The sequence below is a fragment of the Nocardia sp. NPDC057455 genome (assembly GCF_042802775.1).
In the GTDB taxonomy this organism is placed as follows: domain Bacteria; phylum Actinomycetota; class Actinomycetes; order Mycobacteriales; family Mycobacteriaceae; genus Nocardia.
The window spans coordinates 138,313-152,506 of record NZ_JBHVDM010000003.1; the positions used below are offsets into that span (position 1 = coordinate 138,313).

At 69.3% G+C, this 14,194-nt stretch carries 13 protein-coding genes; 7 read left to right on the forward strand and 6 right to left on the reverse strand.

The features are described 5' to 3' along the window. Nucleotides 1–218: 218 nt before the first annotated feature. Nucleotides 219–914 (forward strand): hydrogen peroxide-dependent heme synthase, encoded by a 696-nt coding sequence (gene hemQ, locus ACFU5M_RS02470; RefSeq protein ID WP_379042401.1) that lies wholly within the window; start codon nucleotides 219–221, stop codon nucleotides 912–914. Nucleotides 915–998: 84 nt separating this feature from the next. Here hemQ and msrB read toward each other — a convergent pair whose 3' ends face one another. The 4 genes from msrB to ACFU5M_RS02490 form a co-directional block, all read right to left on the reverse strand. Then, complete coding sequence (msrB, locus tag ACFU5M_RS02475) at nucleotides 999–1,442, reverse strand: peptide-methionine (R)-S-oxide reductase MsrB (protein ID WP_379042404.1); 444 nt, start codon at nucleotides 1,440–1,442, stop codon at nucleotides 999–1,001. Further along, nucleotides 1,439–2,770, reverse strand: a complete 1,332-nt coding sequence (locus ACFU5M_RS02480) for a glycosyltransferase family 87 protein (protein ID WP_379042407.1) — start codon at nucleotides 2,768–2,770, stop codon at nucleotides 1,439–1,441. The genes msrB and ACFU5M_RS02480 overlap by 4 nt, the downstream gene beginning before the upstream one ends. An 81-nt stretch (nucleotides 2,771–2,851) precedes the next feature. Further along, complete coding sequence (locus ACFU5M_RS02485) at nucleotides 2,852–4,399, reverse strand: alpha/beta hydrolase (RefSeq protein ID WP_379042410.1); 1,548 nt, start codon at nucleotides 4,397–4,399, stop codon at nucleotides 2,852–2,854. A gap of 31 nt (nucleotides 4,400–4,430) precedes the next feature. Next, nucleotides 4,431–5,192, reverse strand: a complete 762-nt coding sequence (locus ACFU5M_RS02490) for a pyrimidine reductase family protein (RefSeq protein WP_379042413.1) — start codon at nucleotides 5,190–5,192, stop codon at nucleotides 4,431–4,433. A gap of 35 nt (nucleotides 5,193–5,227) precedes the next feature. On the opposite strand from ACFU5M_RS02490, the gene zapE reads away from it, so the two are divergent. The 3 genes from zapE to ACFU5M_RS02505 all read left to right on the forward strand — a co-directional run bounded on the left by zapE (nucleotide 5,228) and on the right by ACFU5M_RS02505 (nucleotide 7,910). Beyond that, nucleotides 5,228–6,244, forward strand: a complete 1,017-nt coding sequence (zapE, locus tag ACFU5M_RS02495) for a cell division protein ZapE (RefSeq protein ID WP_379042416.1) — start codon at nucleotides 5,228–5,230, stop codon at nucleotides 6,242–6,244. Between the two features lie 66 nt (nucleotides 6,245–6,310). Next, a complete protein-coding gene (locus ACFU5M_RS02500; RefSeq protein WP_379042419.1) occupies nucleotides 6,311–7,093 on the forward strand; it encodes a tyrosine-protein phosphatase in 783 nt (260 codons plus the stop codon). 64 nt (nucleotides 7,094–7,157) lie between these two features. After that, complete coding sequence (locus ACFU5M_RS02505; RefSeq protein WP_379042422.1) at nucleotides 7,158–7,910, forward strand: alpha/beta fold hydrolase; 753 nt, start codon at nucleotides 7,158–7,160, stop codon at nucleotides 7,908–7,910. A gap of 7 nt (nucleotides 7,911–7,917) precedes the next feature. Here the strand turns inward: ACFU5M_RS02505 and ACFU5M_RS02510 are convergent, their stop codons facing one another. Then, nucleotides 7,918–8,457 carry a GNAT family N-acetyltransferase gene (locus ACFU5M_RS02510; protein ID WP_379042425.1) on the reverse strand — a complete coding sequence of 180 codons (540 nt, stop codon included), beginning with the start codon at nucleotides 8,455–8,457 and terminating at the stop codon, nucleotides 7,918–7,920. Between the two features lie 157 nt (nucleotides 8,458–8,614). Then, nucleotides 8,615–9,826: an MFS transporter gene (locus ACFU5M_RS02515; protein ID WP_379042428.1), complete on the reverse strand. Its 1,212-nt coding sequence runs from the start codon at nucleotides 9,824–9,826 to the stop codon at nucleotides 8,615–8,617. Between the two features lie 169 nt (nucleotides 9,827–9,995). Here ACFU5M_RS02515 and ACFU5M_RS02520 point away from each other — a divergent pair, with 169 nt between their 5' ends. The 3 genes from ACFU5M_RS02520 to ACFU5M_RS02530 form a co-directional block, all read left to right on the forward strand. After that, on the forward strand, nucleotides 9,996–11,228 hold the full coding sequence (locus ACFU5M_RS02520) for a cytochrome P450 (RefSeq protein ID WP_379042431.1): 1,233 nt from the start codon (nucleotides 9,996–9,998) through the stop codon (nucleotides 11,226–11,228). A gap of 58 nt (nucleotides 11,229–11,286) precedes the next feature. Next, on the forward strand, nucleotides 11,287–12,846 hold the full coding sequence (locus ACFU5M_RS02525; protein ID WP_379042435.1) for a flavin-containing monooxygenase: 1,560 nt from the start codon (nucleotides 11,287–11,289) through the stop codon (nucleotides 12,844–12,846). A gap of 502 nt (nucleotides 12,847–13,348) precedes the next feature. Beyond that, on the forward strand, nucleotides 13,349–14,194 hold an 846-nt coding region (locus ACFU5M_RS02530; RefSeq protein ID WP_379042465.1), incomplete at its 3' end, for a LysR family transcriptional regulator.

Below are 14,194 nucleotides of genomic sequence, written 5' to 3' on the forward strand. Positions count from 1 at the left end.
CGGGCAAACGAGGAACCGGCTCCCGGCGTCCGGCACGGCCCGGGTCGATCTACTGACACCGAACCTGCCCGCCGACGTCTACGTCTGCGGTCCGCATATGTGCCTAGCGAAATCCAGCGTCAGCTGCGCGCCCTCGAGGTTCCGGATGCCCGGGGCGTACATCGAGCAGTTCGCGCCCGGCGACGCGGGTGTTCCGGAGCGAGTGGCACGATAGTGCTATGGCGCGACTCGACTATCAAGCTCTCAACTCCACCATCCGCTACCTGATGTTCTCGGTCTTCCAGGTGCAGCCCGGAGTGCTGGGTGAGGACCGGGATGCCGCGACCAAGGAGGCCAAGGCGTTCTTCGACGGCTTGGCCGACCGCGACATCGTGGTCCGCGGCATCTACGACGTGGCCGGGATGCGCGCCGACGCCGATTTCATGATCTGGACGCACGCCGAGCGGGTCGAGGACTTGCAGGCCGCGTACGCAGATTTCCGCCGCACCACCGAGCTGGGCCGGGCCAGCGCGCCGGTCTGGAGCAACACGGCGCTGCACCGTCCCGCCGAGTTCAACAAGAGCCACATCCCGGCATTCCTGGCCGGCGAGGAGCCGGGCGCCTACATCTGCGTGTACCCGTTCGTCCGGTCCTACGAGTGGTACCTGCTGCCCGACGAGGAACGCCGCCGGATGCTGGCCGAACACGGCAAGGCCGCGCGTGACTACCCGGATGTGCGGGCCAATACCGTCAGCTCGTTCGCGCTCGGCGACTACGAGTGGATCCTGGCTTTCGAGGCGCCCGAACTGCACCGCATCGTCGATCTGATGCGCGACCTGCGGGCCACCGACGCCCGGCGGCACGTGCGCGAAGAGATCCCGTTCTTCACCGGCCCCCGCGTGGAGGTCGAGAAGCTGATCGCAGCCCTGCCCTGATGCCGCACCGGACCGCTTGCCCAATGTTTTCGGGGCATGCGCCGAGCGCTGGGGCTCCGTACGCTGCCGATGAGCGTCGGGCTGTTACTCCGCTGCGCTGTCCGAGGGGTGCAGCCGCAGGGCGATGGAGTTGATGCAGTAGCGCTTGTCGGTGGGCGTGTTGTACCCCTCGCCCTCGAACACGTGGCCGAGGTGGCTGTGGCAGTTCGCGCACAGCACTTCGACCCGGTGCATGCCGAGCGAGTCGTCCGAGCGGAGGATCACCGCCTCGGACGCCGCAGGATCGAAGAAGGACGGCCAGCCGCAGTGCGAGTCGAACTTCTCGGTGCTGCGGAACAACTCGGCTCCGCAGGCCCGGCACATGTAGACGCCCTCGGTTGTGGTGTCGGTGTACTCGCCGATGAACGGCCGTTCGGTGGCGGCCTCGCGCAGTACCGCGTACTCCTCGGGGTCCAGCTTCAACCGCCATTCCTGGGGCGTGAGCTGAATGCGCGGCGCGGGCAGGGACGTGTCGGCTTCGGAACTCATGGCTCCACGCTAATACGATCCTGCTCCACGGGCGCCGCACCGTTATGCGGCGTGGAAGTTTCCGCGGGCAGAGCAGGGGCGGGCCGTTGCGGCGCCTCGCCGCGCGGGTCCGGCGCGGACCGCATCCACGCGGGATCGATGCCGAACGGCAGTCGGCCTTCCCGCCGCGCGGCCAGATAGCGGTCGCCGAGCACGCAGAACACGACGATGAGCAGCAGGCCCCAGCCGAAGGTGATGCGCAGGTATTCCAGGTTGCGGCCGATGTGCTGCCAGCGGTCCGACAGCCACTTGTCGTAGCTCATGAACCCGAAGATCGCCAGCCAGGCCGGCCAGTTGCGCAGCACCGAGTTGCGCAGCACCACCGTCATCAGGAACGGGAACAGCATCATCGAGTAGTACATCTGCCCCAGCGAGCTGAGCAGGAACGAGGCGGTGAGCAGTACGCCGGAGGAGGTGCAGACGAAGAACAGCTCGTCCTCGCGGTAGTAGCGGTACAGCAGCCACAGCGAGATCAGCACGAGTACGCCGAGTACTACGCGCATACCCCAGGTCAGCCACGGGGGCAGCCCGTAGTACTCGCCGTTGCCGACGATCGCGCTGTTGAAGTAGTCGCGGGATTCGAAGATGTAAGGCGCGGTGCGGGTGAGGAACTTCTCCGGATCCTTCGACAGCGGCCAGGCGATCGCGGTAAGCGCCAGCGGCACCCCGAGCGCGGTGACGAACACCTTCCACTGCCCGCGCACGAGCGCGATCAACAGCAAGGGGGCGAGGGTCGGTTTGACCGCGATACTCAATCCGAGCGCCGCGCCCGCCCAGAGGTCTTGCCGTTTCAGCAGCAGACGGATGAAGATCAGCTCCGCCAGCAGCACACAGCCGTTGACGTTGGTGAACACCAGCGTGTTGATCACGGTTTCGGACGTGAACATCGCCAGCAGCAGCGCGGGCGCGGCGACCGAGTTCAGTGTGTAGCGGAACAATCGCAGCAGCAGATACCAGGCGATGAGGATCGCGATCGCGTTCAGCGCGATGAACAGCCAGCGCGACTTCTCGTAGTCGATGGCCGCGATCGGCGCGATCAGCAAGGTGCCGCTGGGCGGGTACAGGTAATGCGGGTCCACCGAGTCGAAGTTCGCGGTGTATACCGGGCGCCCGTTCAAGAAGTCGAGCGACGCCTGGTAGACCGGCCGGTAGTCGTCGGTGATGAAGCCGTTGACAGCCTTGATGAAAACCCGGTTCAGCACGGTCATGACCGCCAGGGGCCAGAGTGCGAACTTGATCACCTCGGCGGTGGTGCGAGCGGTCCGGGGCTCGAGCTGTCGAAGGAACACTGGGGCACGGTACACCGAATCGGTTACCGGCGGTTGGCCGGACCTGCCCGACTCGCCGCTCCAACAGCTGCTCGAGCGGGGTCAGGCCGGGCAGGCGGTGCCGTCGGCGGGGAGTTTGCCGTCCTTCAGATAGTCGACCACCGCCCGCTGCGCGCAGCCGGAGTGGGCGGACACCGGATGGCCGAAGCCCTGCCAGGACAGCGCCGCGTGGCGGGCGCCCGCGGAACCCAGCGCGCCGGTCACCGACGACTGCCCACCGTTGCCGACCACCGGGTCGGCGACCCCGCCCAGCACGAGCACCGGGACTCCCAGCTTCTCCGGCATAGGTGGTGCCGCCGACACCGGCCAGGCAGCGCACTCCATCAGCCCGATGGCCGCCGCTTTGCCGAAGACGGGATATTTGCCCGCCCACGTACCGGCCAGCTCGGTGGCCTTGTCCGGCGTCGGCGGCAGCTGCGTGTCGGTGCACCGGTTGACGAACTGGCCGTCGCTCCCGATCGCGGCGGTTTCGCGGGTGACCAGAGCGCTCAGCGAGCCCCGGTCACCGCGGCCGGCCGCGACGAGCGCGTCGGACAGTTCGGCGACCCGGGTGGCCTGATCGGCTCGCGGACTGCCGAGGAAGCCCGACACCGCGGTGAGCAAAGCGTTCGCCGAGATGTCGCCGAGCCCGCCGGTCGCGGCCCGGTTCACCAGATCGGTGACCGCGGCACGCGGGTCGGCGCCGAGTGAGCAGCCGACTCCGACGCAGCGCTGCGCGAACGCGGTCAGCGCCGCCTCGGCGCCCTGCACAGCCTGTTCGGCACGGGTCACGGAATCGGTCCCGACCGGCTCGGGGGAGTCGAGCGCCAGCCGGGCCAGGTGGTCGCCGTATTTGCGGCCGTAGCTGAGCGCGACTTTCGCACCGTTGCCCGTGCCCAGCAGCGCGATGTGCTCCACCTGCCACTGCCTGCGCAATTGTTCGATGTCGTCGGCGGCGTGCGGCGCGTCGAAAGCGCCCTCATAGGGCTGCAGGAAGTCGCGGCAGGCGATGGTGCCGTCCTGGCTCAGCTTCGTCATCCGCGCCACCGGGTCGCCCGCGGACTGGGCGTTCTCGGCCAGGCCGTGGCGGATGTCCGGTGGCAGGCAGTCGATCGGCTGCGAGGTGCCGATGCCGCGCCGGTCCACCGCGACGATCGGGCGGGCGGCCAGCAGCGCGGAGGCCGGGCCCGCGGCCAGTCCGGCCAGAGTGGCCGAGGAGGAGCGATCCGAACCGGAGGTGAGCACCAGCGGCGGCGCGTCGGCCGGGGTTTGCGCCAGCCTGGCCCGCAACGCGCCGGCACGGAAGCTGCCCAGCACCGCCCCGGTCGAGTCGATCGGGGTGGAGTACTCCGCGCAGTCCAGCACGAGTCCCTCGGGCGCGGGGCCGAGCCCGAGCTGATCCAACGTCGGCTGGGTGCATTCACGCCAGCTGAGATCGGTTTTGGGCAGCTCCGCGTTCGGCGGCGGCGCGGGTGCGGCGGAGGTCGTCGCGGTGCCCGCGACGGGCGGGCGCTGCACCGCGACACCGGGACGATCCGACGGTCCCGCGCCGCAACCGGCGGTCACGATCGAGAGGGTGGCGGCAAGCACGGCGGCCCGAGTCCAGCGCATTGCTACAGCCTGCCAGGTTCGGGCTGTTCTTTCATCGACGGGCCCACCGGGTGAGCATCGTGCCGTCGTCGTCCAGCAGGACGTGCGCGCGCGTCATGCGGACACGGAACTCGTGCGCGGACAGCGAGATTCGCCGCGCCGCGCCGCCGACCAGCAGCGGGGCGGTGGTCAGGCAGAGTTCGTCGACCACGTCGGCCTCCAGCAGTTCGCCGAACAGGTGCGGGCCGCCTTCGGTGAGCACGCGTAGCAGGCCGCGCTCGGTGAGCACCCGCAGCAGCCCGTTGGGCGTGACCGCGATGTCACCCGCTTCGATCACCTCGGCGCCCGCGTCCGCCAAGCTTTGTTTGCGATCCGCTGGGGCGGTGGCCGTCGTGATGATCAGCGGCGGCACCTGGGTATCGGTGAACAGGCGCGCGCCGGGGTCGATCGCCGCGCTCGCCGTGACCACCGCGATGGGCGGCGGCGCGCCGTCGGGATGGCCGCCGATGCCGCGCTGGTGGAACGCGCGCCGGCGCGCCGGGTCGGTACGGGCCCCGCCGTAGTTCTCCGCGCGCGCCGTGCCCGCGCCGACCACGATCACCTCCGCCAGTTCCCGCAGCAACATGAACACCGTCCGGTCGGCCGGCGTGCCCAGGCCTTCGGTGAGGTTCCCGCTGGTCGCGGCACCGTCGATGCTGGAGACGAAATTGGCCCTTACCCAGGGCGCGTCGCGCGCGGCGGGGAAGGCGTACAACTGCGCGAGGTCGTCGGGGCTGAGTCCTGTGAGCTGGATCGCATTCTGGCTACGCTGCATGAGACCAGATCACACCACGTCTCTAGGCTTCGTCCATGCAAGAACGCCTCGTCGATCGTCACCCGGAGGTCCCGGCCGATCAGCTCGTCGCCCAGATGGTGCCTCCGCCCATGTTCGACGAGGTGAGCTTCGCCTCCTACATCCCCGACCCGAAGGAACCGAGCCAGGCGGCGGCGGTCGGCAAGGCCGAGGAGTTCGCCGGGCAGGTCGCCGAGATCAGCAAGGCCGCGCACAAGAAGAGCTTCTTCGGCAAGAAGAAGCAGGTCAACGGCGCGGGCCTGTACCTGGACGGCGGGTTCGGTGTCGGCAAGACCCACCTGTTGGCCTCGATCTTCCACAGCTCGCCCGCGCCCAGATCGTTCGGCACGTTCGGCGAGCTGACCAACCTGGTCGGCGCGCTCGGCTTCGCCAACGCCCTCGACCGTCTCTCCGGCAACAGTGTGCTGTGCATCGATGAATTCGAGCTCGACGATCCCGGTGACACCATGCTGGTCTCCCGGCTGCTGACCGAACTGTCCGCCGCCGGCGTCTCGATCGCGGCCACGTCGAACACCCTGCCGGGCCAGCTCGGCGAAGGACGTTTCGCCGCACAGGATTTCATGCGCGAGATCAAGAAGCTGGGCGCCATCTTCGAGGCGGTGCGCGTCGACGGGCCGGACTACCGCCACCGCGACCTGCCGCCCGCGCCGGAGCCCACCGCGCCGGAGGTACTGGCCGAGCGGGCGGCGATCACACCGGGGTCGACGCTCGACGAGTTCGACGCGCTGCTGAAGCACCTCAGCACACTGCATCCGTCGAAGTACGGCGCGCTCATCTCCGGGGTCTCGTCGGTATTCGTCTCGAACGTGCATCCGGTCACCGATCAGGCCGTGGCGCTGCGCGTCGTGGTGCTGGCCGACCGGCTCTACGACGCGAGCATCCCGGTGACGGTATCGGGCGCGAAGCTCGACGAGATCTTCTCCGCCGAGATGCTCGAGGGCGGTTACCGCAAGAAGTACCTGCGCGCCATCTCGCGCTTGCTCGCACTGTCGCGGTTCGAAATCGCGGCCTAGCGACCGACCTCGCTGGTTCGGCGAGGACGACGTGCAAGCCCGCAGACCGATGATTGGAGCAGCCGAATGGCCCCTCGTTTCCGTGGCCCGGTCGCGATGGCGGCCGGTCTGGCGGTCGCTTTCGGACCGGTAGCCGGCGTCGCGCAGGCCGACCCGCCCGCGGCCGTCGTAGCCGATCCCGCTGTGCACCTGCGGGGGGTGCAGAACGCCCGTGACATCGGCGGGTACCGCACGACCGACGGCCGGGTCGTGCGCTCCGGTCTGGTGTATCGAACGGGGCAGTTGAACAACGCGACGCCGGAGGATCTGGCCGCGCTGAGCGATCGCCGTGTGCGTTCGGTCCACGACCTGCGCACGGTCTACGAGCGGGCACTCGGGCCGGACCGGCTTCCCGCAGGCGCGACGGCGCACTGGGCCGACGTGATCGGCCAGGCTCCGCCGGAGGTCGTCGCCACCACGCTGACCGGAGGCGACGGGCTGTATCGCGCGTTCATCACCGCGCCCGGTGCCGACGAGGCGTTCGCGTCGGTGCTGCGCGACATCATCGGCGCCGACGGTGCGGTGCTGTTCCACTGCACCGCGGGCAAGGATCGCACCGGCTGGGCGGCGGCGGTGCTGCTCACCCTGCTCGGCGTAGACCGAGCCACCGTCACCGAGGACTACCTGCTGTCCAACCGGTTCCGCAATGCGAGTCAGGACGATCCGCTCAACGGCGTCCAGGCGTCGTGGCTCGACGCCGCCTTCGACCAGGCGAACCGGACCTACGGAAGTTTCGACGCTTACGTCCGGGACGGATTGCGGCTCACCGACGGCGATATCACCGCCTTGCGGGCCCGTCTGCTGGGCTGAGCGGCGTTTCGGTCGAACGTCCAGTTCGGCGATCGGGTGCCGTCGCGTGCACTACGATCCCGGCATGGCGAAGTTTGAGACATGGGACGGCCTGGAACTCAATTATCGGGTGTGGGAGGGCGAGGGCGTCCCGGTCGTGCTGCAGCACGGGGTGGTCGCGGACACCAATGCGAACTGGATGAGCACCGGCGTGGTCGCGGCTCTGCAAGCCGCCGGGCGCACCGTGGTGTCCTTGGACGCGCGCGGCCACGGGCGTTCCGGTAAGCCGCACGAGGCGGCGCGGTACTCGTGGCAGGCCATGGCGCGTGACGTGCGCGCGCTCTACGACGAGCTGGGCTTCGAGGAGGTCGCGCAGGTCGGATACTCGATGGGCGGGGTGATCTCGCTTCTGGTGGCCGCGACCGACCAGCGGGTGCGGCGGCTGGCCGTCGGCGGCATCGGCTCGGGCGTGCTGGACTGTGGCGGTGTCGACCGCCGCGTCATCGATTTGCCCGACCTCCGAGCCGCGATGACCGGGGACGGCACGGGCGCGTCGCCGACCGCGAAGATGTTCCGGGTGCTTGCCGACGCGGTCGGGGCGGACGTGGACGCCATCCACGCGGTGGCGACGGGTCTCGACGATCGTCCCATCGAGACGTTGGCGGACATCACCGTGCCCGCCCTGGTGCTGGCGGGAGCCGACGACCCGTTCGCCGCCGAACCCGAGCGCTTGGCCGCGGCGCTGCCCAACGGCGCACTCGCCGTGGTGCCCGGCGATCACCTGATGGCGGTGCTGGACCCCGCGTTCCACACCGCGCTCGTCGATTTCCTGCGCTGAGCCGGAGCTAGAAGACCAGCCGTAGTACGTAGTCGCGATGCACCTGGTTGCCGACGGTGAATGCCCTGGTGCCCACCTCGGCGAAGCCGTGCTTGGCGTAGAAGCGCTGGGCGCGCACGTTCTCCTGATTGACGCCCAGCCAGACTCCGGGGCGCCCCTCCGCGCGCGCCCAATCCAGTGCGGCCTTCATCAGCGCGGTGGAGACCCCCGTGCCGTGATGGCTGGGCAGCACGTACATCTTGCTGATCTCCACCATCGGGTGCGGCCCGACCGATTCCGCCACCGCGGGGTCGGCCGGGCCGCCCGTGACCAGCATCGCGTATCCGACGATGTCGTCGTCCGCGACGGCTTTGAGCACGATCCGGGCCGGGTCGTTGAGGTACTCGCCGAATCGTTCGCCCGACAGCGCTTCGCTGACGAAGACATCGATGTCGTCGGGCGTCGCCTCGGGCGGACACGCCAGCGGAAACGTCGCCGCCGCGACATCACTGAGCGCTTCCGCGTCCCACAGTCCGGCCCGGTCGACGATGACTGGGACGTTGCTCATACCTCCATCAGAGCACACGACCAGGTGTCGATCTCATTTCCCGGAATCTAAGCGACATTTCGTCATCCCTTGGGTGCCGCCGAGCGAATTCTCGCCATCGCGCTCGTTCCGGTCGAATGCCGATCGTCCTCGGCGCGGTCAGCGCGGTCGCGCTGGGCTACGTCGCTGTCGTTTCTCGCGGATCGGGAGCGGTCGGCGCGCTTGCGGCGCGCCGCGGGCCGAAGACGCGGGAGAGTGCGATCAAGGCCACGGCGAACAGCAGCGGGAGCACGAAGCCCGCGCGGTGCCCGGCGCTCGCCGCGACCACGCCGACCACGCCGCCGCCCAGCAGGGTTCCCGCATAGTTGAACAGGTTGAGACGCGCGATCAGTGCGTCGAGTTCCCGTCCCGTCGCGAGTTGCCCGGCCGCGCCGAAGCACAACGGCGCGATCACGGGCAGGCCGGCACCCGCGATGAGGAAGCCCGTGATCGCTACGGCCGGACTCGGCGCGGCGACCACGAGCGCCAGACCGAGAACCCCCGTGCCCGCGGCGGCCCGCACCACAGTGCGCGGGCCGAAGCGGCGCACCAGCGCATCGCCTGCGGCGCGGGCGACCAGCGAAGTCCCCTGATATGCGGCGAAGGCGAGTGCCGCGGTCGCCGAACCGGCGAGCAGGTCTTCGGTGAGGTACAGAGCCGACCAGTTGCCCACCGCCAGGTCGACGGCGAAGACGAACGCCGCCGCGATCCCGAACGTTAGATACGCGCGCAGCGCGACCGCCGGGCCGGGCGCGGCGGTCTCGGTGGGACTCGTCTCCGCGTCCCGCGCTCCGAGCAGCCCCGGCCCGAGCGCCCAGCCGAGCAGTAGCACGATCGCCGCGGCCACGAGCAGCGATTCGCGCAGCGGCACCTCCAGTGTCTCGCATCCGGAGACGAACAGCGCTCCGGCTATGGTTCCGGCACTCCACGCGGCGTAGAACGACGACAGGATGAACGTCCCGTACCCGTGCTGGATGAACACCGCCTGCATGTTGGTGCTCGCGTCGACGATCCCGACCGCGATTCCGTAACAGCCGAGCGCGGCCACCAGCAGCGCCGTGTTCGGCGCGAACGCCGCCGCCGAGCCGGTGACGGCCACCAGCAGCAGCCCGATCCGCACCGCTGCGCGGCTGGACCAGCGCAGCGCCAGCCGTTCCGCCAGGACACTGCCGCCGCCTGCCAGCAACGAGATCAGCACGACCGAGACGGCGATCACCCCGTCCGAAAGGCCGAACTGCTCCTTCTGCTGCGGCAATTCGGTCAGCACCACGGCGAGGAAGAAACCCTGCAGACCGAACGCGAACGAGTTCGCGATCCGGGCGCGCCGCAGGACGGGCGCGATCGAACTCATGGGCGCAGGGTAGCCGGACAGTGGCAACGGCGCGCGGCAGCCCCGGCCGGGGCTATCGGCCACGGTGATCGGACGGCCGGTCCGGGCGCGTGGCCTGGCCGCCGCCGGTGATCGGTGTCACTATCGAAGGGCCGCAACAACACTCGCGAACCGAGGGGGAACCGACCGGATGAGAGAGCTGCCCGCGGACTTCTTTCGCACGCCGCATGTCTTCTACCAGCAGTTGCGTGCCGAGGGGCCGGTGCACCGGATCCGGTTGCGCACCGGCGTTCGTGCCTGGTTGGTGGTCGACTACGACGCCGCCAAGGAGGTGCTGCGCCATCCCGACGTCCGCAAGGACCCGCACACTCCGGTGGGCGCCCACGCCCGGCGTTCAGCCGCGGGCGACAGCGGCGTCACGGCGGTCAACCAACGCCTGAGCCACCATCTGCTCAACGCCGACCCGCCGCGGCACTCGCGGCTGCGCAAACTCGTCACCCCGGCATTCGCGCCCGCGCGAATGGAGGCCCTCGTACCCCGGATCGAGGCGATCGCGGACGATTTGCTCGATTCGATGGGTCGCGCCGCAGACGCCGGGCCGGTCGACCTGCTCGCCGAGTACGCGTTCCCCCTGCCCATCACGGTGATCTGCGAACTGCTCGGCGTGCCGGTCGAGGACCGCGCGCGGTTCCGGGAGTGGTCGGCGGCGGTGGTGGACAGTCCCATGTCCTCCCCGGAGGGTATGCGCACCGCCACCGACGCCATCGTCGCCTACTTCGATGGGCTGATCGCCCGACGGCGCGAGGAAGGGCTGGGCGAGGATCTGATCTCCCAGCTGCTGCTCGCCACCGAGGAGGGGGACCGGCTCAGCCACGACGAGCTGATCTCCATGGCCTTCCTGATCCTGGTCGCCGGTCACGAGACCACGGTGAACCTGATCGGCAACACCGTGCTGGAACTTCTCACCGATACATCCCGCTACCTGGCACTGCGCGACGACCCCGCGGGCGTCGCACCGCTGGTGGAGGAGATGCTGCGCTACAACGGACCGGTCAATGTGGCGACCCTGCGGTACACCACCGCGCCGGTCCCGCTGAGTGGCAGCGTCATCCCGGCGGGGGAGTTGGTGCTGGTCTCGGTGGCATCGGCCAATCACGACGGACGGCACTTCCCCGCGCCGGCGGCATTCGACCCGGACCGCGGCGCCAACGGCCACCTGGCCTTCGGCCACGGCATCCACTACTGCCTGGGGGCGGGTCTGGCCCGGCTCGAAACCCGCGTCGCGCTGACCCGGCTGGTGCGGCGCTATCCGCTGCTGCGGCCCGCCTTCGACGACGTGGACCTGCGGTGGCGAGAGAGCATCCTGATCCGCGGGCTGCAGGAGCTTCCCGTCGTTCCGGTGAGTGCGCCCGCAGTACGCTGACGAGCGGATTCGGTCGACCGACTTTGCTGCGCGCCGCTGGCGACGTAGTCTCCTGCCCATGACAAGCGGAAGCCGCATCGGGATCGTCGGTGCGGGTATCGCAGGTCTCGCCTGCGCGAAAGTGCTGAAACAGGAGGGTTTTCCGGTCGAGATTTTCGACCGCGCACCCGATGTCGGTGGCGTGTGGAGTGCGACCCGGCGATACCCGGGACTGCAAACGCAGAACTCCAAGGACACCTATCACTTCTCCGACTTCCCCATGCCCGCCGACTACCCGCGCGTCCTCGACGGGCCGCATATGCAGGCATATCTGGCCGCCTATGCCGAGCACTTCGGGCTGACCGAGCACCTGCGGTTGCGTACCGAGGTAGTCGCCGCCGATCCGGTGGACAGCGGCTGGTTGCTGGAAATTCGCGACGAGGGCGGAATTCATCGGGCGTCGTGCGACCACCTGGTGATCGCCAACGGCATCTTCAGCGACCCCGCGATGCCGGAGTACCGCGGCGCCGACTGGTTCCGCGCGGCGGGCGGCCGCCTGTGCCACTCCTCGGAGTTCACCGATCTGGAGTCGGTGCGCGGCAAGTCGGTCGTCGTGGTGGGTTACGGCAAGTCCGCCTGCGACATCGCCACCGCGGTGAGCGAGGTCGCGGCGTCCACCTCGGTGGTGGCCCGACGGCTGCTGTGGAAGATGCCGCGCAAGCTGGCCCGGGTGATCGACTACGAACGATTGATGCTGACCCGCTTCGGCGAGGCGCACTTCCACTACCTGCGGCCCCGCTGGATGGACCGGTTCCTGGACGGTCCCGGGGAATCGGTCCGGATCAGCAACTTCGACCTGATCCAAGAACTGGTCACCAAGCACTCCCACCTGCGTGAACTCGGTCTGGTGCCCGGCGGGCGGTTCGAGGAGATCGCCGACAGCACCGTGAGCCTGGTGAGCGAGGGCTTCTACGAGCAAGTGGCCAACGGACGCATCACGGTGCATCGGGACACGACGATCACCGAGATGGGCGGCGGCCCGAAGGCGGCGCCGGGGGTCCGGCTGTCCACCGGGCAGGTGCTGCAGGCCGACGTGGTGATCTGCGCGACCGGATTCCAGCAGCGCGTGCCCTTCCTCACGCCGTATATCCAGCGCAGGCTCACCGACGAGCACGGCAACTTCCGCCTGCACCGCCAGATCCTGCCGCTCGAGGTCCCGAACCTGACCTTCGCCGGTTACAACTCGTCGGTGATCAGCACGCTGAACGCGGAAGTCGCCGCGCACTGGACCGCTGCGTTGCTCACCGGCAGGCTCACTCTGCCGCCCGCCGCGAAACTCGACGAGCAGATCGACGCCCGCCTGAGTTGGATGGAGGAACGCACGCCGGGCCGCCACGCGCACGGCACGGCAGTCGTCCCGTTCTCCATTCAGAACATCGACGAGATGCTCGGCGATCTGAAATATCGTCTGCCCCTGCACACCCGCATGGCGCAGGTGTTCCGCCGAGTCAAGCCGGAGTCCTACCGGGGACTGGCCACCCGCCGCAAGGCAGGGCAGGGGCCGGTGGCGCCCCCGACGGACCCGATCGAGGCGGAACTGCTTCCGTACGAGGGCGGCAGCGGCCGGGTCAACCACTAGGCAGGCCTCCGTGCCCGTACTTCCCGGCGGTGTTCCGCCACTGGCGGGTCGTGCGGTGAGATTGTTCGATCCGACATTCCGGTTCTCTCGTGCGACGCGGCAGGCGCCGGACACGGTGGGCTGTGGTGCGCGCGGCACTTCTTTCCGGTCATCGGTCGGCGGAATGGTGCGTGCGCACAATTGCATCGACTGCCGAACTCGGGCGTCGCTCGGCGAAGTCGTGCCGAGGCGTCCGGCTGGTATGCGGGAGCCCGCGCGAATCGCCCGATTCCAGCGCCGTCATCCGAGCGTGTTCCGCGGCCCATAGCCGACGCGTGCAGGGCATATCCGGAGGTCAGCAGGCCACATGAGGACGAGGGACGGTGCTATGACGTGCTCGATCGTGGACGGTTTCGTCGATTACCCTCCGGAGTCGCCGCTCCGGTGCGACTCGCCCCCGGTTATCGCCCGCGCAATACCGGGAGCCGCTGTTTGCGTTGGCGATAATCCAAGGGTGGAAGCGCTGGACATGAATCTTCTCGTGGCCCTCGACGCACTGCTGGACACCCATAGCGTCACCCTGGCCGCGCAGCGCCTACATACCTCGCCGCCCGCGATGAGCCGGACGCTGGCCAGACTGCGCGGGGTGCTCGGCGACCCGTTGCTCGTGCGCGCGGGTCGCAACCTGGTGCCTACACCACGTGCACTGGAATTGCGCTACGAGGTCAGCACGCTGGTCGAGCAGGGGCGCGCGCTGCTGACACCGCGCGACGACCTCGACCCGGCGGCGCTGCGCCGGACGTTCGCGGTGCAGGCCGGCGACATGGTGCTCACCGAACTGGCCGGGCCCCTGCTGGCCGCGGTGCGGGCCCAGGCGCCGGGCGTCACGTTGCGCTTCCTGCCCGACATCCTGGAGGGCACCGCCGCGCTGCGCGACGGGCGTGTCGATCTCGAAGTGGGAGTGATCGACCACACCGACCCGGAGACCACCGTGCGCAGAGTGCTCACCGACCGCGTGATCGGCGTCGCCGCCGCCGACCATCCCCTGGTCACCGATCGCGTCACCGTCGCCGCGTACGCGGCCGCACCGCATGTGAGCATTTCGCGCAACGGTCGTTCGCACGGCCCGATCGACGACCGTCTCGCCCTGCACGGCCGCACCCGGCGTGTGGTGGCCACCGTGCCGACGCTGACCAGCGCGCTGTTCGCGGTGCGCGGCAGCGACCTGGTCTGCTCCGCGCCCGCCATGTCGAGCGCCGGCACCCTACCCGCGATCGGTTTGGGCGTGTTCGAGATACCGCTGCCGCTGCCGGAGGTCGCGATCGGGATGGCGTGGCATCCGCGCAACACCGCCGACGGAGGGCATCGC

What these genes read in the sequence shown, in the direction of transcription:
- ACFU5M_RS02490 (WP_379042413.1), bottom strand. Translation starts at nt 5,192, where the DNA reads ATGCAGCGTAGCCAGAATGCGATCCAGCTCACAGGACTCAGCCCCGAC.
- ACFU5M_RS02515 (WP_379042428.1), bottom strand. Translation starts at nt 9,826, where the DNA reads ATGAGTTCGATCGCGCCCGTCCTGCGGCGCGCCCGGATCGCGAACTCG.
- ACFU5M_RS02485 (WP_379042410.1), bottom strand. Translation starts at nt 4,399, where the DNA reads ATGCGCTGGACTCGGGCCGCCGTGCTTGCCGCCACCCTCTCGATCGTG.
- ACFU5M_RS02505 (WP_379042422.1), top strand. Translation starts at nt 7,158, where the DNA reads ATGGCGAAGTTTGAGACATGGGACGGCCTGGAACTCAATTATCGGGTG.
- ACFU5M_RS02500 (WP_379042419.1), top strand. Translation starts at nt 6,311, where the DNA reads ATGGCCCCTCGTTTCCGTGGCCCGGTCGCGATGGCGGCCGGTCTGGCG.
- hemQ (WP_379042401.1), top strand. Translation starts at nt 219, where the DNA reads ATGGCGCGACTCGACTATCAAGCTCTCAACTCCACCATCCGCTACCTG.
- ACFU5M_RS02520 (WP_379042431.1), top strand. Translation starts at nt 9,996, where the DNA reads ATGAGAGAGCTGCCCGCGGACTTCTTTCGCACGCCGCATGTCTTCTAC.
- zapE (WP_379042416.1), top strand. Translation starts at nt 5,228, where the DNA reads ATGCAAGAACGCCTCGTCGATCGTCACCCGGAGGTCCCGGCCGATCAG.
- ACFU5M_RS02525 (WP_379042435.1), top strand. Translation starts at nt 11,287, where the DNA reads ATGACAAGCGGAAGCCGCATCGGGATCGTCGGTGCGGGTATCGCAGGT.
- ACFU5M_RS02510 (WP_379042425.1), bottom strand. Translation starts at nt 8,457, where the DNA reads ATGAGCAACGTCCCAGTCATCGTCGACCGGGCCGGACTGTGGGACGCG.
- msrB (WP_379042404.1), bottom strand. Translation starts at nt 1,442, where the DNA reads ATGAGTTCCGAAGCCGACACGTCCCTGCCCGCGCCGCGCATTCAGCTC.